This is a genomic window from Affinundibacterium nitidum, assembly GCF_014284155.1.
Lineage (GTDB): Bacteria > Pseudomonadota > Gammaproteobacteria > Burkholderiales > Burkholderiaceae_D > Undibacterium > Undibacterium nitidum.
In genome coordinates, this window is sequence record NZ_JACOFZ010000006.1 from 117,829 (window position 1) to 136,596 (window position 18,768).

Sequence of the window (18,768 nt, forward strand, 5' to 3'; positions counted from 1 at the left end):
AAACCTCCATTGTAGTTGGATTTTTTTAAATTGCAAATATGTTATTTTTTTAATGGGAAATTTGAGCCCGCGGCAGTAGATATTGATGATGAAAAACAGTATCAACTGCCGCGTTGCGTTTAGCTTTTAGACTGTAAGCATTCGCTGAGTTGGTGTTTAATTTCTTGAGTCACGCCAGCCCAATCATAGATCGTGGCTTGCCTAAATAGGCGAGCATGCGCGTACCAAGGACTGTCCTTGCGCTTCAGTAGCCAACGCCAATCGGGATTAAATGGCAGCATAATCCACACCTCTTTGCCCATCGCACCCGCTAGGTGAGCAATCGAGGTGTCGACGGTAATGACTAAATCGAGGTGCGAAATCAGCGCAGCTGTTTCTAGCATGTCTGTCAGCTTGGCACCTAAGAACGGAATGTTTGGAAAAGTTTTTAGCTGCTCCAGATCTTGATCGCTTAACTCTTTTTGTAAGCAATAAAAATCAGCATCTTGGCTGAAGATGCTTGAGAACATAGTGAAGGGTACGGAGCGTTTTCGGTCATGCATGAAGTCACGGTTACCTGCCCAAGTCACACCGATTTTTTTACGTGCTGAAGGTTTTATGTCGGCAGACCAATCGTGCTTCGCCGCTTGTTGTAATTGCTTGGAGTCGAAATAGTTTTCCTTGAAGGGTATCGTTTCTAGATTGGTTTTGAACAGATATGGCAAACTCATGATAGGAGCGCGTAAGTCGTAAGACGGCAGAATATCGCCCGCTTTATAAATTTCAGCAACACCAGGAAATTTCTCAAATAGTCGTATCAATGGCGCATGTATCTCTAGGATTACCCGTGCTCCTAGATTCGCCACTTCGGTAACATAGCGAATCAGTTGAATCATGTCGCCTAACCCTTGTTCGCCATATAGCAGAATAGTCTTCCCTTGGATGTCGCGTTGACCTTGCCATTGTGGTTTGCTAAATGGACGTAGTCGCTCTTTTAGCGGTGAACAACGCCAGCGCCACTCATATCCCTTAAAGCCGGCCTCGAGATTTCCTAGCGCAAGATTCGCAAATCCCAATTCGAAATTCGCTTCGGGAAATTGTGGGTCGATTTCCACCGCGCGCTTTAAGTCGATGAGTGCCTCCTCATATTGCTCTAGACGCAAATAGTTTCGACCGCGATCGAAGTAGGAAAACGCATGTTGCGGATTCAGTGAGAGCGCGAGATCAAATTGCGCGATCGCTTCTTCATAACGTTCGAGGCCAGCTAGCGCGATGCCGAGATGATGGATGGCATCTGCATTATGGGGCGAGAGCTCCAATGCGCGCCTGATGAATTGGCTACTATCTTCGAATCGCTTTTGATCGTAGGCGATTTTGCCTTTGTTATGCCATAAGGGCGCGAGTTGAGGGTTAATGGCGAGCGCTGCATCATATTGTTTTAGCGCTTCCTCTAATTTCCTATCTGCTTGTAACATCACTCCATAATTGGCTAAGCCTTCGACAGAACTCGGGTCGAGTTTTACTACCATCTCAAAATGGACGAGGGCCTCTTTGTCGCGCTTTGTCATCATTTCCAATCTGCCCAGATGGAGCAAAGTCGGAATGTCGGTATTCTGTTTGTGATGGAGTTGAGACAGGATTTCAATCGCTTTTTCTATCTCTGCGTTACGTTCGTATACCGCCGCGAGTTGAAGCGTGGCAGCGCTGAAGTCAGGATTTAAGCGCAAGACGTGTAAATAGCTGGAAATCGCCTGTGGCAGTTGATTTTGATTACTGTGAATCTCAGCCTTAATGTAATGGAGATCGATAAAATCTTGAGACTGGTTGATCCCTTTATCGAGAACTTCTAGTGCCTGATCAATTTCCTGGCGTCGCATGTAGAGAGCAGCAAGGTCTTTGTAGGCGTAGATGAAACCGGCATTGAGTTCGAGGACGCGCTGGTATTCGAAAATTGCATCGTCGAGCTTATTCTGGTGAGCCAAGACTGAGGCTAGCATGAAATGCGCATCAATGTGACTAGGGTTGAGTCTCAATGCTTCTCTGAGAACGGGTTCTGTCTCTGGAATTTTCCCCTGTTGCATCAAGCAAAACCCAAGGTTGGTATAGAGGTCGACATTTTCAGACTCATCGGCAATTGCCTCTTTCAATAAACTTGCCGCGGTATTGAAATCACCTTGCTCGATGGCGAGATTTGCCTTTTGCTTTCGTTCTGCTTGGTCGTTTTGTGGTGACGGAGAATTTGTCACGTTTGCTTCGACTTTTTTATCAGCAGCTTGGCCAAATAATTTCGAAAGAAGTTTGCGCATAAATTTTTACTTGGAGAATATCGACATGAGAATGCTTGCTATCTTACTCTAGCGGCGTGCAATTGCGATGAAGTCTATGACTATCTATCGCCTGGGTCAGCTTCTAAACAAGACCTCATCAAAGCAAACGTGCCATCAGTTGTTCATCGAGATAGCGCTGCTCTTGTGCTAGATAGGTGTATTTCTTCAAGATACCTTCGGTCTCGAAGCCTGCATTTTGATATAAACGAATCGCTCTTTCGTTGTGCGTGGCAACGCTGAGCTCAATCCGTTTGACTTGTTTCTCGCGTGCTAGATCGAAAATGTCGGCAAACATTTGTTGCGCAAGGCCTTTTCCAAAACAAGCGGGCGATAGGGCAACTCCTCCAAGATAGGCTATATGTGAGGTGCGATGCTTTAACGGAATCAGTTTAAACATTCCTTGTGGTTCCACTTCAGTAGTGAAAACGTAGAGGATGTTCTGCGCCAAAAGTTCATCGAATATTGGTTGAAAGTCTCGCTTGTCCATTGGTTCATAAAGCAAGAAAGGATTAATCTCCGGATGCATATAGAGTCCAAAGATGAAATCAATGTCGTTTTGGGTAGCGTTACGAATCATAGTTTTTGATCACAGAAATTGATATGGAGCTTTGATTAGTCGACATCGACGGCATCATGATGCCAAAGATGACTAACATAAGAGTTTGCCATAGAGAGTGTTGCCTTTTTCTACTTAAGTGCATGTGATGCCTGTGAGCGTTGTTTTGCACCACAGCAAAACCACAAATTAAGCGGTGAATCCCCATCTCCTAGCCAGATTGAAAATGGAAGCTTTTCACTACAATCTTGCCATGATTAGTTCAAACTTTGTTAATCATTATTAGACAGACTCCCAACGCCGACGCTTTACTTGAATTAATTTGAATCATGTGCGCTGTGGATCTCGAGAAAGGGCGGGGCAGCATATGAACACATTGATTACCTTAGGCGCAGAAGAAGAACTGCAAATCGTGGACCAAGAGAGTTTGGAATTAGCAGCGCATGATTTCGAACGCGGTAAGCTCGATTTTCCTGATCAGGATGGTAGCTCATCCTGTGAATTGCATAAGGCTGTAGTCGAATTGCAGACGCCCATCTGCCATACCCCAGACCAGATCGTGGCTAGTGTTGCCGCTATGCGTGAAGTGATACGCCAGCGCGCTCAAGCGCAGGGGCAACGTATCCTGTCGGCAGGCGTGCATCCATTCTCCAATTGGAAAGAACAAGAAATCAATCGTGACCATAGCAAGCATCAGCACTATATTCGCCTAGTTGATGAGTATGCCGATATCATGCGTAGCTTAGTGTCCTACGGTTTTCATGTGCATTTGGGTTTGCCTGAGGGGATACCGCCAATGGCCATCTTTAATTCGCTGCGTAATAGTTTGGCTCCCGTGTTTGCCATTTCACTGAGTTCGCCTTTCTTTGAAGGGCGCGACACCGGAGTTCAAAGCTGGCGTCATTCGATTTTGGATCGTTTGCCTCGCATGGGAACGCCAGATATTTGGGCTTCAGAAGAAGACTATTTCAAACACATAGAGTTGCTGCGCAAAGTTGGTACGCTTGAAGCACAACACGGCATGTGGGAAGACCTTCGTTTACATCATCATTACCACACCTTGGAAGTTCGCATCTGTGATGCGACGCCATCGCTCGATCACATCTGGTTGATCACCGCATTGCTACAATGTGAGGTGGCTACTCTGGTAGAGGATTATCGCCAAGGGTGTTTGCCAAAGCCTCTATCACGCGCTTGTCTGGAGGAAAACAAATGGCGCGTGCGCCGTCGTGGCTTAGCGGCTGAACTAATCGATTGGGAAAGCGAAGCGTCAGTCAGCTTGCACGACTATTTTGAGCATTGGATGCATCGTTTAACACCAGTTGCCCAACAACTGAATTTGTACCAAGGCATGCGGGAAAAGTTAGACGCCTTATTTATTCATGGCGCATCGTCCGATATTCAGCGTGGTATTTTCAAACGCTCTGAGAACTACCAGACTCTAGTGCAGCACTTGATTCACGAAACGGAGGATGTTCACAGTGCGCGATCCTATACCGTCCAATAAATTAAAAACACAAGCAAGCTCACCGTTTCACCCATTGAGTTTTGAATTGCTGCAAGCAGCACCGGTGTCAAAATCGGCGATGCAAGAAACTTGGTCGCGTCTTGCCGGTACCAACTATTTGCCCGAAAAACCAACCTTGTTCTCAGAATGGCCTTTGGTCGCATCGATACAGCTGCAAGAAAAGTTGGAGCAGAGAGTGCTAGCCTTATGTCAGGCCGCAGGACCGTATTTGACTGCGGAGCGTATGGAAGGATGGCAGCATCGGCACCACGCGGATGTGTTAACCATCGATTACGCTTTGGTGGCCAATGGTGAAAGTTGGGATTTGCGCTTAGTCGAATTTCAAGCTTTCACGTCTTTACTCGCGACCGGCTATCACATACAGCAAAGTCATGCGGAGTTATGGCCAGCTTTGGCCGATTGCCTTCCATGGCAGCAAGCAACTCACGGGCAAACTTGGCAAGCCGCGACGCAAAGCTGGTTATGCAAGGGTGAGCAGACTGCAATATTGGAATTCCAACCCTGGAAACGTAGTACTTTGTTTGATCTGCATGTCAGCTCCTTGCTGTGGAAAGCACCGTTGATCGAACCGCATCAAGTGATAGTCGATGCACAAGGGCGATTGTTGTTTGATGATGGAAAACAGAGGCTTGAATATGATAGTTTGTTGAACCGTTTGATCTTGAATGAACTCAAGGATGATGGGCAATGTCTGCGTCACTTAAAAAGTGCACAGATTCAATGGCATAGTCATCCGGCTTGGTATTACCTGGTACACAAGGGGCTAGCTTCGGAGATGGTCATACCATTCGAGCCTCAAAATGTACGCGCCGATGTATGGCGTAGTTTGGGATTGGCGCCGCAGGACGTGGTAGCTAAGAACATCTATTCTTGCGCTGGAAAAGACTTGTATATCGGTCCAACCGCAATGGAGCTCGATCAACTCTCGCAGCCACATGATTGGATCATACAGCCACGCTTTCAAGCTTATCCAGTGATGCACAATTCTCAAGGCGAACCGGTGTTTGCTGAACTGCGCTTAATAGTACAGATCGCTCAAAATGCAGAACCATGGATCGCCATGCAAATCGTTCGCTTATATTACGGCAAGCAAGCCTCGGCGAGTTTCTTCCAAGGACGCGAAGGTGAGGGCGTCACCGTTTTGCATCGTCCACCGATGAGTTAGCCTTCTGAACTAGGCTTCTAGGCTCATGTAGGTGCATACCAACGCTTCTCACTTCTTAAATCGAATCGCCGACGAACGGAGTGATTTAAGGCAACGAAAGGCTTTCTCTCTTGCTTCGCTTCATGCAAAATTGCAGCGAAGCAGGTTCTCTTTTTTTTCTGAATTTGGACACCTAGCTCGAATCTTCGATGACATGAGATGAGAGCCGCAGCGCAAGTTTCAACGCTTGGCATACTTGGATTGTCCCAATTCATCTATTTTGGAAACTAAGGAATACGCAATGATGAAATTGTTAGTCACCTTAACTGTGTTGTTAAGTTCTTTTGTTGCGACTAGTGTGTCGCTGGCAGATACCATTGATCAGCAAGTACTAAGGGAAATGCAGCAGCAAAAGATTCCTGGCGTGAGTATCGCGGTTGTGCACAAGGGCAAAATCATCAAAGAACAAGGTTATGGCTTGGCCAATGTTGAGCATCAAGTCAAAGTCAATCCGCAAACAATTTTTCAATCGGGCTCAGTCGGTAAACAATTCACCGCTGCTTTAATTCTATTGTTAGCGCGCGACGGTAAACTTAGTTTGCAAGACCCTATTGAGAAACACCTTGAAAGTATTCCCGATCATTGGAAAGGAATCACGATTCATCAGCTGTTAACTCATACGTCGGGTTTAGATGATCCATATCGTAAGTTGGATTTTAAGAAAAACTATAACGATCAAGAATTGATCGATCTTGAAGCCACTGTGCCGATGTTGTTCAAACCCGGCGAGAAGTGGCAGTATTCGAATATGGGCTACCATGTATTGGGCTTTATTGCTAATAAGGTCGGTGGTCAGTTTTATGGCGATCAACTGCGTCAACGCATCTTCGAACCGCTTGGCATGCAAACACGCATTATTGACGAACGAAGCATCATTCCACATCGTGCGTCCGGTTATGACTTAGTCAAACGAGAATGGAAAAACCAAGAGTGGGTCTCTCCCGCGCTCAATCGAACAGCAGACGGCAGTCTGTATTTAACGGCTCACGATCTCGCTTTATGGGACCTTGCTCTTTACAAGAACTTCCCACTCACAAAAGAAGAAAAGCAACTAAGCTGGTCGCCAGTTAAACTCAAAGATGGTTCTAGCTTCGACTATGGATACGCTTGGTTTTTGTCGAATACAAACGGGCACAAGAACATTGAACACGGTGGTGCATGGCAAGGATTTACGACGCAGATTAGTCGCTATGTTGACGACCAACTTAGCGTGATTGTGCTGACCAATCGATCTGGTGCGAACCCTAAACGAATCGCAGATTTGATTGCAGGGGTAGTACTGCCAGCCTTAAAGATGAAGCCAGTGAGCGCGATTCCTGATACTGATCCTCAAAGTACAGCACGTGCAAAAGAAGTTTTACAACAGATCATCAAAGGAAGCATTACGCCTGACATCTTCAGTGAGAAAGCGGCAAAAGCCTTATTTCCAGAACCCATCCGAGGATTGGCGGAGGATCTCAAAGATTTGGGGGAGATTGTCTCAATCGAATTACTGAAATCCGATCAACAAAATGGACAAACAAAGCGCGACTATCGCGTCAAGATGAAACATGAATCCTTCATTTACAGGATAGGATTCGATGCCGATGCGAAAGTGTTCATGATCAATGTGCGTCCTGAATAAGGCGAATGACATGTGAGTGCAATCATTCTTTGACGATTGCACTCGTCGTCGCAACACAGGCAAGCTAACGAATGCACTAGTGCAGCTTGATCCTCGGGTTTCTGACTCTATCTATGGTTTCAGCCCATGTCGATAACCAAGTGTGGAACCAACCATTGACTGCAACTTGATGGTGTTTGTGTAGCGACCAATACATCCACTTCGCTAACGTTCCCTCGATGAACACACTACCGCTGGCTATCGCTCCCATCAAACTTCCCACCGTGCTGTAATTACCTAAAGACACAAGGGATCCATGGTCTTTGTAGACAAAGTCTTTTAAGGATTTTCCATTCATTGCACGACATAGAGAATCTGCTAAACACGCCGCCTGTTGATGCGCAGATTGTGCACGTGGTGGAACGTTGGCCTGACCTTCGCCTTGTGGGCAGGCGCAGCAATCGCCCAAGGCAAAGATATTGGCATCACGTGTGGTTTGCAAATTACGATGCACCACCAGTTGATTTAAGCGATTCGTTTCTAAACCGTCGATTTCATGTAAAAAGTCAGGTGCTTTGATTCCCGCAGCCCATACCACGATGCCACTCGGAATGAATTTTCCGCTCGCCATCGCAACGCCTTCTTTGCTGACTTCAACCACTTTTTCGTTGGTGTGAATCTCGATTGCAATACTGCGCAATTCTTTTGCCACCGCATCTGAGAGACGTTCTGGCAGCATTTGCAAAAGGCGAGGTGAGGCATCGACGATGACGATTTTGAGATCTTTCTCTGGGTGAAAATTCACTAAGCCATAGCTAGAGAGTATCTTGGTCGTCATATGCAGTTCGGCTGCGAGTTCGACGCCAGTGGCGCCGCCACCGATGATCGTAACGGTAAACCTGCCTTCTCCCGCTTGCTGCTGTTGAGACTGCGCGCGCAAACAGAAATTAATCAGTTTTTGATGGAAGCGCTCGGCTGCGGGTAAAGAATCGAGCATGATGCAGTTTTCCTTAGCGCCTTTGGTACCAAAGTCATTGGTTTGGCTGCCCAGCGCGATCACCAGTTGGTCGTAAGGAATTGCCTGTTGCGGCAGAAGTTCGTTGCCGTCTTCGTCGAAAGTAGGGGAGAGATAGATTTCTTTTTTCTCGCGCGATAGGCCTTGCATACGACCCAAGCGAAATTCGAAATGTTTGCTGCGTGCTAGAGCGAAGTATTCGCGTTCATCTGCATGGCTATCGAGGGTGCCAGCAGCAACTTGATGAAGAAGGGGTTTCCAAAGATGGGTGCGACTAGCGTCGACTAAAGTGATGCGGGCTTTCCCTTTTTTGCCGAGCCGTTTGCCAAGGCGTACTGCTAGTTCTAAACCGCCGGCGCCACCGCCAACAATAACAATGTGGTGGAGTGCTGCTTGCTTGCTTTCCATATTTTTCTCCTGCAATTTGAAAATCTATTTCAAATGAGGGTCGAAGCTAGCTGCTACTTCGTATGAGTGATCGTGGCAAGCCAACGATCATTTGAAATGGACTTTCACAAGCTAAGACTGAGATGAAGTCTTATTGCTGACTTGTGCAGTGCAATAGAATTGTACTCCTTTTGCGCATGATGCGGTTTGCTGAGATTATTTGCCTTCAAATCATTGATGCATGTACGTTTCCTTGGCTTACTTTTCCTAGCGAGAGCGCGTATGATGATGGCAAATTTTTTCAACAGAAGTAACAACGATGTCGCTATTTCATGCGGCTATTTTTACGAAGAAAGAACGAATGAAATTCAAACTTAATTGCATGGCTTTTGCAGGTACATTATTGGTATCGGTTGGTAGTTTTCCTATTACTGCGCAGGCGTCGGTGCAAATGCCGACGATCTCCAAAGACTCAACGCTCAGCAAAGAATGTAAGTCAGATGGATGGAACGAGCCGACCGCGCCGCGTCATTTGTATGGCAATTCTTGGTATGTCGGCACCTGCGGTATTTCAGTGATTTTAATTGCTAGCCCACAAGGTCATATTTTGATCGATAGTGGACCAGCCAACGCGTACGAAGCAGTCAGCAAAAGCCTACAAGCGATCGGTGTGCGTATGAAAGATATTCGCACCATTCTCATGACACATGAACATCATGATCATTCTGGCGGAGTTGCACAATTTCAAAAAGAAAGCGGTGCGGTAGTGCGGGTGCGAAAAGACGCTTTCCAATCGATGCGCACGGGTAAGGCCGATCCTAGAGATCCTCAATTTAGAGAGTTAGCTCCGTTTGCTCCTGTAGCAAATCTAAAAATAGTGAGTGACGGCGCCACCGTCAAATTAGGGAAGCTTGCAGTACGTAATATACCCATGTCAGGGCACGCACCAGGCGGTTCAGGTTGGACATGGAAGGAATGTGAAAATGGTGTTTGCAACCAAATTGTATTTTCCGATAGCCTAGGTTCTATCTCCGATGACGTCTATCGTTATTCGGCAAAAGGTGGAATGGCTGCATCCCTACGCGCAAGTATTGCGAGAATCGGTGCAACGCCTTGTGATATTTTGATCACGGGGCATACTGGCGCAAGCGATATCTTGGAACGCCTTGATGGTAAGGCAGCTCTCGTCAGTAAAGTCGCATGCCAGCAGTTGGCAGAATTGGGATTAAAGAATCTTGAATTGCGCTTGCAAAAAGAAGCTGAAACTAGCGCAGAGACACCGAAGTAATTCCAGCATTGGAAGTGTGACGGAAGCTAGGTAACAATCACCTGCTGTCGATCAAGGGCAAGAGGATAGTTATCGTCTTGCCCTGACTGCACCTTAAGGTAGCATGCGTTTCATCGTATTGTCTTTGACGAAGTGGTGATGATAGATCGCCGCCAATGCATGAATACCGATCAAAAAATAACCAACGGTACCTAAGGTTTCGTGAACTTCTTCAATACTTTCCGCTAAATCTTTGTTGGGGCCAATTAGCGGTGGTAGTTCAAGACCAAAAAACGGAATCACTTGTCCTTCGCCACTCAATATCATCCAACCTGCTATCGGCATTGCGATCATCAACAGGTATAAAGCCAGATGAAACAGCTTGGCAAGCTTGTGTTGCCAAGCCGGTGGCGTTGGCAAGATGGCAGGGGTGCTAGAAAAGAATCGATTCGCAATACGCAGGATGACCAAGAAAAGCACCGACAGACCGAGCATGAAATGCCACATCTTCATCGCCTTACGAGGATCGCTGCCTTTCGGGAAAATTTCGCGCAACTCTATCGTCGCGTAGACAGCGATCAGTAAAAACAGCATGAACCAATGTAAGTAGATGGCGAGTTTGTTATAGCGCAATGTGGTGTTGTTCGACATAAGGCTTTATCCAAAAGAATGTTTCTGAGTTTGACGTAAAACTAGTGATCTTATTTTCCAAAATCTACACCTGTTTTGGCATTAAGGGTAGTTAAATGCAAAACGTTTGACGTAGATTAACTCGTTACACAAGTTATTACGAGCGCCCATGTTGAAGTCTTTGAGCAAAGTTGTGCACTGGTTTCGACAAAAAAGTGGCGTAAGGTTGAACTCACGCCAAAACACTCTTCGTGAGGGGGAACTATCAATAAGACCTAGTGTGCTAGGGGATCAAAAATTTGATGCCTCGCCCAAGAAACGCATGCTGGAGCTTCGACTTTGCCATGGTAGCCAAAACCATCTGGGTGCTTGGGCTCTTGCGTGGCGATCCATGTCTTAATGGGCTCAGTGGTTTCTGTTTCTACGTTTTCCATCCGTAGTAACTGATAACCACGCTGGGTGAAATAAGCTTGTGCAGATAAGGCGTTTGGCGTAGCCATATTGTCAGGCGTACCATAACAGACGCCGAGAATAGCTTTTGGAGTCCAGTCTTTTAGTAAATTTTGCTGCTCAACGTGTGCACGAGCTCGTGATGCTGGTGTCAGCAAGTCGTTCGATTTTTGCAGATAGTCGCTGACAAAATTTGCCTGCAAAAGTGGGATACTATCCGTGGTTGGGTCGCAACCGGGATAAACACGACTTGGATAATCTTTCAAATTATAAGGGAGATGACATTTGGTAAATAGTTCGCTTTCGCTGTTTGTTCCCGGAATAAGGTTCTCGACAGTTAAATTCCATGGCGCGTTGAATACCTGAATCGGATCGCTATATATATCGAGGTAGGTCTTTTGTAAGGCAGTAATAAACATCGTCGCGTGTAAGGTTTTGGATGAATCTTGCTCATCAGGTTGCGCCATAAACATGTCCATTGTCATCGTTGTGTTGTATGGTCCTGATGCAGCCATCACTGCAGTGAGTTTGAACTCATTTGGAAAGTCTCTTTCCATTACTCTCTGAGTAGTCATTGTGACGTATCCGCCTTCCGACGTGCCAGCGAGAAATAGCTTCCCATTGAGTGCAATTTTTTTGTTACTAAACCATGCGCGAGCCGCCCTCACGGCATCAATTACCACAGCCGCACTGTTCTCCGCATGTAGATTCGGATGATAGTCAAGAGTAGAAGCGCCGTAGCCCAAATAGTCAGGAAGTACTACGGCGTATCCTTGCGAAGCGTAATATGCGCTGGCATTAAGTACCGAGCCATCTTTTGGTGATGTTTGCGAAAAACCTTCAAAGACATTGGTACCATGGTTTGATACTACCAGGGGAAATGGTGCTTTACAGTTATCGCCGTTCGCGATTGGCATCAATAGGCCAGCGCTAGCTTGGACTGCTTGATCAACAGGGCCTATCGTGGCATAGATCAATTTAATCACCATGACATTGCATTTCGCTTTATCGCCGATCAATGGTGCTTCATCAGGATCCACGCTGGCATCGATCTCCGCTTGAGAGACCTTTCCTTGGACGGTAGCTGAAATTATTTGCCCTCTCTTTGTCGCCACGTCAAAAGGACTTGCAATCGGTGCTAGCAAGTTATCCGGTGGTGGTGCTACGATTTGGAGTCCCATTTCACTAGAATGATCTTCTCCCCCACAGGCGCAGAGTAAAAGGTTGATGCAGCTTAAGCTGAGTGCAAATAATCGTTTTTTGAGATGCATGATCTTCATTTAATTCTCCAAGATGGTCAACGTTGGCTAAGTGAAGCTGGGTTGATTGTAAAAAGTTGGAAAACTCAATGTGGAAGGAAGTGTCAGTAAATCTTACAAAATGTAAGCGCAGTAAATATAAATTTTGATCATTGACGAAGACCGAATTGAGAGTTTGGCGTGCCCTGCTAGATTGAGCAAATTCGAACTAGATATTAGCCTAATAAAGTAAGTTCTCAGTTTGGAAGCTTGCCACTCCATATAAACACTTGTTACAATAAAAGCGGAATTTCAACTGAAATTCACCAAAGCCCTCTCCCTGTAGAGACTGATAACAATAAAAATAAGGAGTCCATCATGCCTAAAAATCACCTGAAAACACCAATCGCTATTTTTAATCGCGGGTTGCGTCAGGCTTAAGGTTTTCTCCCGGTGGTAATACTGCCGAACTCTTAGATAAACAGAAATCATATCGCCGTGGCGACAACCTGCATACATTACAGGTTGATTCCCTATGGGCAATTCTATACAAATCATTACAGAGCAAGTCTCTGTGATCGCCTCTGCAAAAACGTGGATTGAAGGAGGCGCAATCCAGCAATTACAAACGACAGCAAAACTTCCGGGCATGCAAAAAGTCTCTGGCATGCCAGACTTACATCCTGGCCGCGGTTATCCAGTTGGAGCAGCTTTTTTTTCGCTCGATCGTGTTTATCCCGCTTTAATCGGGGGCGATATCGGTTGCGGCATGCGGCTGGTGCAAACTGACTTGCCGACATCAAAAGTGTCAGCAGCTAGGCTCGTAAAACAAATCGGCAATATTGATGCACCACTCTTGGCGCAAAATCCAGCGTGGAAACAGTATGTTCAGGATTTGAATTTCGGCGAAACAGGTTTCGAGCACGCATTGGGTACCATTGGTGGTGGCAACCATTTCGCAGAACTACAGCAAGTAGTTGATATTTTTGATCAAGAATGCTTTGCCGCACAAGGGCTTGATGCAAAGCATGTGATGTTACTCGTACATAGTGGCTCACGCGGATTTGGTGGCGATATTTTACGTCAACACATCGATCGGTTTTCTCACGATGGCTTGAATATTAATACGCCAGAAGCACATGCTTACTTCCTTCAACATGAGAGAGCATTGCACTTTGCCCGAACAAACCGCCAGTTAATCGCAGAACGTATTTGCGAAAATGTAGATACAGGCTTCAAGACGATACTTGATATTCACCACAATTATCTTTGCGAATCGGAGTTTGATGGCTTGCGTGGGTTCTTGCATCGAAAAGGTGCTACTCCTGCTGATCAAGGCTTAGTCATTATTCCAGGCTCTAGAGGCGATTTTTCTTATCTGGTGATGCCACAGGTAACGGAAGCACAAAACCTAAGCTTAAATTCCTTGGCCCATGGCGCGGGCAGGAAATGGATGCGTAGCGAATGTCAGAGCCGTTTGAGCAAACGCTATACAGCAGCTCAGTTGATGAGAACGAAGTTGGGTAATCATGTGGTTTGTAATCACAAAGAACTTCTATGGGAAGATGCACCTGAGGCGTATAAACCCATTGATACCGTTATCACTTCTTTGCTAGAAGCAGGGTTGATACGATTGGTCGCAAAACTCAAGCCCATCCTCACCTACAAGACTTCGGGAGGGTGCTGCTAATGTTACTGATTCAATTGAGTGCTGGGCAAGGTCCTGATGAGTGTTGCCTAGCAGTCGCTAAAGCTTTGCGCGAACTGCAGTACGAAGCGAAACGTCATGCTTGCGAATTGCAAATCCTCGATTGTGAACCGGCCAGTCGAGTCGAAACATTCAAGTCCGTATTGCTGAGCGTCGACGCAATGAATGGCGATGAACAACAACTGGCCTGGCTAAAATCATGGGAAGGAAGTCTGCAATGGATTTGTGAAAGTCCATATCGCCATCGTTACCACAGAAAAAATTGGTTTATTGGACTCAGTTTATTTCGTTTTGAGGAAAACGTTAATGATCACACCATACGTTTTGAAGCATGTCGGGCCAGTGGGCCCGGTGGGCAACATGTGAATAAGACCGATAGTGCGGTTAGGGCAACTCATCTTGCCTCTGGTATTAGTGTTAAGGTTCAGAGCGAGCGCAGTCAATTTGCTAATCGCAAATTAGCACGTTTGTTAATACATCAGAAATTGCAAGTACGTGATCAAGAAAAGCTATTAAAGCAAAAGGAGCAGCTCCGCCAACAACATGTTGAATTGGAACGGGGGCGACCTGCATTGGTATTTAAAGGACCTGATTTTCGTCGCGTTTAGTACGGAGGTAACTGCTGTGGCGCAAGTAATGGCCACATGCTCAGCACGAATTGAGTTCCAAGCGTATGATAAGTTGAGTTCAGCACTTTCTAAGTCATTTATCGAATAAGGAGAGATCGATGAAAAAAATATTGATATCGTTGCTTTATCTTTGTCTGTGGAGCGTCAGCATGAGTGCATTTGCGATTGAAGAGCCTGCGTTTGACGTCGTAAAACGTTATCCGCAGTTTGAGCTACGTAAGTACAAAGCTTATTTGGTGGCGGAGGTAGTTGTTCCTGGGCCTGCAGACAAAGCGGGTAATACTGCGTTTGAGTATTTGGGGGGCTACATTTTCGGCAAGAATAAAGGCAGTCGTAAGATTGCGATGACGGCCCCTGTGTCGCAAACGCCTGCTCCCATCAAAATTGAAATGACTGCTCCGGTCGCGCAAACTGCGACAGAGGGTGGTTATCTGGTGCAGTTTGCGATGCCGCGTGAATTTACGATGGATACTTTACCTGAGCCGACCAATCCGAAAGTTAAATTACGCGAGATGCCTGCACAAACCTATGCCGTACTACAGTATTCGGGTGGTTGGTCACAGTCGCTTTATGAGGAAAAGTTGGGGGTGTTGCGGCGTGTAGCGAGTGAAGCGAATCTGAAACTCGAGGGAGAACCAATATTTTCTCGTTACAATGCGCCGTTTTCTTTACCTTTCTTACGCAGAAACGAGATTTGGATTAAGGTGATTTCAGAATAGCAGCTTGCGAATTTGATGAGTTTCCGCTCCGAGATTTTGTTTCTTGAGTACGAAACTGATATCGACAAACGCGAGAAGCGAGGAATTCATCTTTTCGGGAAATTTGTTATACGCCATTTACAGAAGTGTAGGCGGAAGGGTCTCAGAAATGAGTAGGCGGTCAATTCTGTTTTTATCCATATCCACAACTTCGATCCTAAAGCCTTCCCATTCAAAGTATTCTGAAGCGCGGGGAATGTAACCAAAATGGGTTAACACGAAGCCGGCTAAGGTGTGGTACGAGCCTGTCGCTTCTTCCGGAAATTTGACATCGGTTTCTAACACCTCACGGAAGCGATCAAACGAAACCCCGCCATCAATTAACCACGAGCCGTCTTCTCGTCGAACGCAATCGTCGTCTTGTTGATTGTCGACTGCGACAACATCGCCAACGAGCGCACTTAATACGTCACTCAAGGTGACGATACCTTCGATCTCACCATATTCATTGATGACCAAGGCGAGTTCCGCACGATGTTTTTTGAATGCTTCTAGCAATTGCATCGCGCTTAGGGCAACAGGAATATAAAGCGGCGGTTTGACCGCTGCTGCGATATCGAGCTTCATTAGAGATTTTTTATCGATCGCTTGATCGAATAAATGTCCGCCATGGATGATACCAATCACATTGGATAAATCACCTTTGCAAACTGGAAAGCGGCTGTATGGGCTAGCAGCGATTTTTGCCAAGTTGTGCTCAAGTGGTTCCTCGATGTCGATGAAATCGATATCCATCCTCGGCGTCATCAAGGCAGCAAGACGTTGATCATCTAGGCGCAATGCGCGAGAGACAATATCATGCTCGGTCTTTTCAAAGAGGCCAGCTTTGGTTCCTTCCTGCAGCATGCCGGTGATTTCTTCTTCTGTCACCGCATTACTCTTTGCTTGATGCAAGCCCATTAGTCGCAAGAGCGCTTCTGTCGTGATCGTTAATATTTTGACGAACGGTCCCATCGCACGTGATAACCATTGCATCGGCGCGGCGATCAAAGAGGCGACGGTTTCAGGGTATTGCATGGCAATACGTTTTGGCAGCAATTCGCCCAGGATTAAAGAAGAAAAAGTAATGCCGACGACGACGATTCCGAGTGCGACCTCCCTAGAGAAATTGCCAATGATTGGTAGTCCTTCGAACTGCGGGCTTAATTGTGCAACTAATGAGGCCTCACCAAAGGCACCATTGAAAATGCCGATCAGAGTGATGCCAACTTGAATAGTGGAAAGGAATCGACTCGGGCTGTCGGAGAGTTCGAGCGCCGCTTGTGCACCGCGGCTTCCATTTTCAGCGAGTTTTTGTAGACGAATGCGTTTAGATGAGACGACTGCGATTTCGGACATGGCGAACAAGCCATTGACCAAAATTAAACCAAGAATAATCAATATATCCATTTTAAGAGGCAAACTGCTTTGACAGCGCCGCGGTCATCAAGGAGAAACGATTGTACTCAATTTTGGGAAGGAAAGTGAGACGACAGGCTCGTCGAACAGTTCTTTCTTTGGGGGTACTATTGATTGCGACGTGTTTCGAAAAGTAAGAATCAAGCAATAACTTTCCGGGGTAGGGTAGACATTGACGCTAAAGACTCGAACATAGACTGTAGTCTTTTACGATTTGGGCAAAAGCTCACTCCGAAAAAGTATGGAATCGACGTGCAGTTCGATCGCTTTAAGTTCCGATTTGATGGCCTCCGAGAGGGCATCAAATCGGGATGTGTGTACGACGAGGTGTTACCTTTTACGGCAGAGTTGGAATCAAAACCTTGTCGATGACGTGAATGACACCGTTGCTCGCACGTACGTCTACTGCAACGATTTTGGCGGCTACAACAGTCGAATCCGTGATGCTTGGTGGATTGGTGCTATTAATGGTGATTGTTTTACCCGTCGCGACTGTATTGATCTTGGTACCGAATGGAATACCATTGGATAAGACTTGGCCAGCTAAGACATGGTAGGTAAGTACAGTCGTCAATTGCGCTGTGCTCAAGCCAGTTGGTGCTGCCGCAAATGCTGTATTGGTTGGTGCAAATACAGTGAACGGACCGGCGCCACTCAAAGTGCCTTGCAAATTAGTCGCGACGACGGCATTGACCAATGAGCTAAAGATTGGGTTTGCTTGTGCAGTTTGTACGATATTGAGGACGCCAGGCGGTACTAATACTTTATCGACGACATGAATCACACCATTCGATGCAGCCACATCAGCGGTGGTTACCATCGCATCAGTCAAGATTGCATCAGTAATTTTGACACCACTGGTGGTTGTCAGTTTTAAAGTCGCATTCGTGCTGTTATACACATATTGTGTTGCTTGGCTTGAACCACCTGCGATCAAATCTGCAGCTGTCTTTTTGCTGCCCAATACGTGATACGTCAGGATCGATTGTAGCTGTTGCGAGGTCAACGCATTAACAAGAGCAGTGCCATTGGTGAGTCCGAGTTTGGTCGCGAGTTCATTGAAGGCTTGATCTGTCGGTGCAAAGACCGTTAGCTGCGCGCTCGTATTGTTGAGCGTGTTGCTGAGCCCCGCTTTTTCCACCGCTGCAGCAAGCGCATTAAAACCTTTGCTTTGCGCTTCTTGCAAGATGGTGCCTGTCACTGCTGTTGGCTTGTGATCATTACTTCCCCCGCAGGCGGTGACGGCAGTTACAATAGAGAGTGAAGCAAGACTGCGTAGTAAGACCTGTTTTATCGTTTGTTTCAACATCATGTTTATGCTCCTCAAAATTGGAATCAAGACTATGGCTATCGAATCAAGTGTGGCGCTCGCTTCGAAGCAAAGTTACCAGTCGAGTAAAAAGATGACTGTTTAATCAGTTTGTGACTGACCGGTCATAAAATAAACCAATCAGTTTGGATTTGTCCAGAAATTTTTAGAAAAATGCGAATTTCTTTTAAAAAACAGCAGTTTGATGCGAGGGAAGAGGCGATTATTGATGCCGTAAATCATCTTTTGTCAGAGAAAGGTTTTGACTTAATGACAATGGATGACGTGGCAGACCGCGTCGGGATAGCGAAGGGAAGTTTGTACAAACATTTCTCATCGAAGGAGAAATTGGCAGCCGCGGCCCTAACTCGGCTCCTGACAGCGACCTTGGAGGAACTTGATTCGATCCCTGGTGAGACGAGCGCTATTGATCAGCTCAAGCATATTTTGGCTTGGTCGTTGCGTTTGCGTTTGAAAGGTGGAGTGCCTCATTTACCATCTACAAGCATCAGTTTGCAACGTAGTTTGATGTTGAACTTGAGTTATATGACGGTCGCATTGAGGGTAAATAAACGCTTTTATGCCTTAGTGGCGCAAGCACGTAAAGACGGAGCATTGACCGATGAAGTACCTGACGATGTGTTGGTGTTCACGCTTTACTCGAGGGCCTGTGACCCAACCGTAGACTTTCTCTTACGAGATAATAAGCTCAACCATGAGCAAATCATTGCCGCAATGGTACATGCAACTATGGGCGGCTTCTTAGCTAGAAGCTAAATGAA

The 18,768-nt window shown here is 46.2% G+C and carries 15 protein-coding genes; 8 read left to right on the plus strand and 7 right to left on the minus strand.

All coding sequences use genetic code 11. The features are described 5' to 3' along the window. Positions 1–119: 119 nt before the first annotated feature. Complete coding sequence (locus H8K36_RS14730; RefSeq protein WP_186917258.1) at positions 120–2,285, minus strand: tetratricopeptide repeat protein; 2,166 nt, start codon at positions 2,283–2,285, stop codon at positions 120–122. Between the two features lie 118 nt (positions 2,286–2,403). Continuing rightward, positions 2,404–2,883 (minus strand): GNAT family N-acetyltransferase, encoded by a 480-nt coding sequence (locus H8K36_RS14735; RefSeq protein WP_186917259.1) that lies wholly within the window; start codon positions 2,881–2,883, stop codon positions 2,404–2,406. A 346-nt stretch (positions 2,884–3,229) separates the two neighbouring features. Here H8K36_RS14735 and H8K36_RS14740 point away from each other — a divergent pair, with 346 nt between their 5' ends. The 3 genes from H8K36_RS14740 (at position 3,230) to H8K36_RS14750 (ending at position 7,218) form a co-directional block, all read left to right on the plus strand. Further along, positions 3,230–4,369, plus strand: coding sequence for a carboxylate-amine ligase (locus tag H8K36_RS14740; RefSeq protein ID WP_186917260.1), 1,140 nt, complete (start codon positions 3,230–3,232; stop codon positions 4,367–4,369). Beyond that, a complete protein-coding gene (locus H8K36_RS14745) occupies positions 4,335–5,555 on the plus strand; it encodes a hypothetical protein (RefSeq protein ID WP_186917261.1) in 1,221 nt (406 codons plus the stop codon). The genes H8K36_RS14740 and H8K36_RS14745 overlap by 35 nt, the downstream gene beginning before the upstream one ends. A gap of 280 nt (positions 5,556–5,835) precedes the next feature. Further along, on the plus strand, positions 5,836–7,218 hold the full coding sequence (locus H8K36_RS14750) for a serine hydrolase (RefSeq protein ID WP_186917262.1): 1,383 nt from the start codon (positions 5,836–5,838) through the stop codon (positions 7,216–7,218). Positions 7,219–7,294: 76 nt separating this feature from the next. Here the strand turns inward: H8K36_RS14750 and H8K36_RS14755 are convergent, their stop codons facing one another. Continuing rightward, the gene (locus H8K36_RS14755) at positions 7,295–8,620 is read right to left on the minus strand and encodes an NAD(P)/FAD-dependent oxidoreductase (RefSeq protein WP_186917263.1); all 1,326 of its coding nucleotides are present in this window, start codon (positions 8,618–8,620) and stop codon (positions 7,295–7,297) included. A 340-nt stretch (positions 8,621–8,960) separates the two neighbouring features. Between H8K36_RS14755 and bla the strand changes: the two genes are divergently transcribed. Continuing rightward, complete coding sequence (bla, locus tag H8K36_RS14760) at positions 8,961–9,887, plus strand: subclass B3 metallo-beta-lactamase (protein ID WP_186917264.1); 927 nt, start codon at positions 8,961–8,963, stop codon at positions 9,885–9,887. A 93-nt stretch (positions 9,888–9,980) separates the two neighbouring features. Here bla and H8K36_RS14765 read toward each other — a convergent pair whose 3' ends face one another. Beyond that, complete coding sequence (locus tag H8K36_RS14765) at positions 9,981–10,517, minus strand: cytochrome b (protein WP_186917265.1); 537 nt, start codon at positions 10,515–10,517, stop codon at positions 9,981–9,983. A 254-nt stretch (positions 10,518–10,771) separates the two neighbouring features. After that, positions 10,772–12,226, minus strand: coding sequence for an alpha/beta hydrolase family protein (locus H8K36_RS14770; RefSeq protein WP_186917266.1), 1,455 nt, complete (start codon positions 12,224–12,226; stop codon positions 10,772–10,774). A gap of 493 nt (positions 12,227–12,719) precedes the next feature. Here H8K36_RS14770 and H8K36_RS14775 point away from each other — a divergent pair, with 493 nt between their 5' ends. The 3 genes from H8K36_RS14775 to H8K36_RS14785 all read left to right on the plus strand — a co-directional run bounded on the left by H8K36_RS14775 (position 12,720) and on the right by H8K36_RS14785 (position 15,240). Continuing rightward, entirely contained in the window at positions 12,720–13,874 is a 1,155-nt protein-coding gene (locus H8K36_RS14775; RefSeq protein ID WP_186917267.1) for an RNA ligase RtcB family protein, read from the plus strand. After that, positions 13,874–14,500 (plus strand): peptide chain release factor H, encoded by a 627-nt coding sequence (gene prfH, locus H8K36_RS14780; protein WP_186917268.1) that lies wholly within the window; start codon positions 13,874–13,876, stop codon positions 14,498–14,500. Before H8K36_RS14775 ends, prfH begins: the two co-directional genes overlap by 1 nt. Before the next feature lie 170 nt (positions 14,501–14,670). Beyond that, positions 14,671–15,240 carry an SOUL family heme-binding protein gene (locus tag H8K36_RS14785; RefSeq protein WP_186917269.1) on the plus strand — a complete coding sequence of 190 codons (570 nt, stop codon included), beginning with the start codon at positions 14,671–14,673 and terminating at the stop codon, positions 15,238–15,240. Positions 15,241–15,357: 117 nt separating this feature from the next. Here the strand turns inward: H8K36_RS14785 and H8K36_RS14790 are convergent, their stop codons facing one another. Both H8K36_RS14790 and H8K36_RS14795 read right to left on the minus strand, forming a co-directional pair. Continuing rightward, entirely contained in the window at positions 15,358–16,668 is a 1,311-nt protein-coding gene (locus tag H8K36_RS14790; protein WP_186917270.1) for a hemolysin family protein, read from the minus strand. A gap of 346 nt (positions 16,669–17,014) precedes the next feature. Then, entirely contained in the window at positions 17,015–17,989 is a 975-nt protein-coding gene (locus H8K36_RS14795; RefSeq protein ID WP_230404657.1) for a fasciclin domain-containing protein, read from the minus strand. Positions 17,990–18,160: 171 nt separating this feature from the next. Between H8K36_RS14795 and H8K36_RS14800 the strand changes: the two genes are divergently transcribed. Further along, on the plus strand, positions 18,161–18,763 hold the full coding sequence (locus H8K36_RS14800) for a TetR/AcrR family transcriptional regulator (protein WP_186917271.1): 603 nt from the start codon (positions 18,161–18,163) through the stop codon (positions 18,761–18,763). The last annotated feature ends 5 nt before the right edge of the window (positions 18,764–18,768 follow it).

Excerpts from the sequence above, each read along its gene's own strand:
- H8K36_RS14745 (WP_186917261.1), top strand. The coding sequence starts at position 4,335 with ATGTTCACAGTGCGCGATCCTATACCGTCCAATAAATTAAAAACACAA.
- H8K36_RS14795 (WP_230404657.1), bottom strand. The coding sequence starts at position 17,989 with ATGATGTTGAAACAAACGATAAAACAGGTCTTACTACGCAGTCTTGCT.
- H8K36_RS14790 (WP_186917270.1), bottom strand. The coding sequence starts at position 16,668 with ATGGATATATTGATTATTCTTGGTTTAATTTTGGTCAATGGCTTGTTC.
- H8K36_RS14765 (WP_186917265.1), bottom strand. The coding sequence starts at position 10,517 with ATGTCGAACAACACCACATTGCGCTATAACAAACTCGCCATCTACTTA.
- H8K36_RS14755 (WP_186917263.1), bottom strand. The coding sequence starts at position 8,620 with ATGGAAAGCAAGCAAGCAGCACTCCACCACATTGTTATTGTTGGCGGT.
- H8K36_RS14740 (WP_186917260.1), top strand. The coding sequence starts at position 3,230 with ATGAACACATTGATTACCTTAGGCGCAGAAGAAGAACTGCAAATCGTG.
- H8K36_RS14785 (WP_186917269.1), top strand. The coding sequence starts at position 14,671 with ATGAGTGCATTTGCGATTGAAGAGCCTGCGTTTGACGTCGTAAAACGT.
- H8K36_RS14800 (WP_186917271.1), top strand. The coding sequence starts at position 18,161 with ATGCGAATTTCTTTTAAAAAACAGCAGTTTGATGCGAGGGAAGAGGCG.
- H8K36_RS14770 (WP_186917266.1), bottom strand. The coding sequence starts at position 12,226 with ATGAAGATCATGCATCTCAAAAAACGATTATTTGCACTCAGCTTAAGC.
- H8K36_RS14750 (WP_186917262.1), top strand. The coding sequence starts at position 5,836 with ATGATGAAATTGTTAGTCACCTTAACTGTGTTGTTAAGTTCTTTTGTT.
- H8K36_RS14730 (WP_186917258.1), bottom strand. The coding sequence starts at position 2,285 with ATGCGCAAACTTCTTTCGAAATTATTTGGCCAAGCTGCTGATAAAAAA.
- H8K36_RS14735 (WP_186917259.1), bottom strand. The coding sequence starts at position 2,883 with ATGATTCGTAACGCTACCCAAAACGACATTGATTTCATCTTTGGACTC.
- prfH (WP_186917268.1), top strand. The coding sequence starts at position 13,874 with ATGTTACTGATTCAATTGAGTGCTGGGCAAGGTCCTGATGAGTGTTGC.
- H8K36_RS14775 (WP_186917267.1), top strand. The coding sequence starts at position 12,720 with ATGGGCAATTCTATACAAATCATTACAGAGCAAGTCTCTGTGATCGCC.
- bla (WP_186917264.1), top strand. The coding sequence starts at position 8,961 with ATGAAATTCAAACTTAATTGCATGGCTTTTGCAGGTACATTATTGGTA.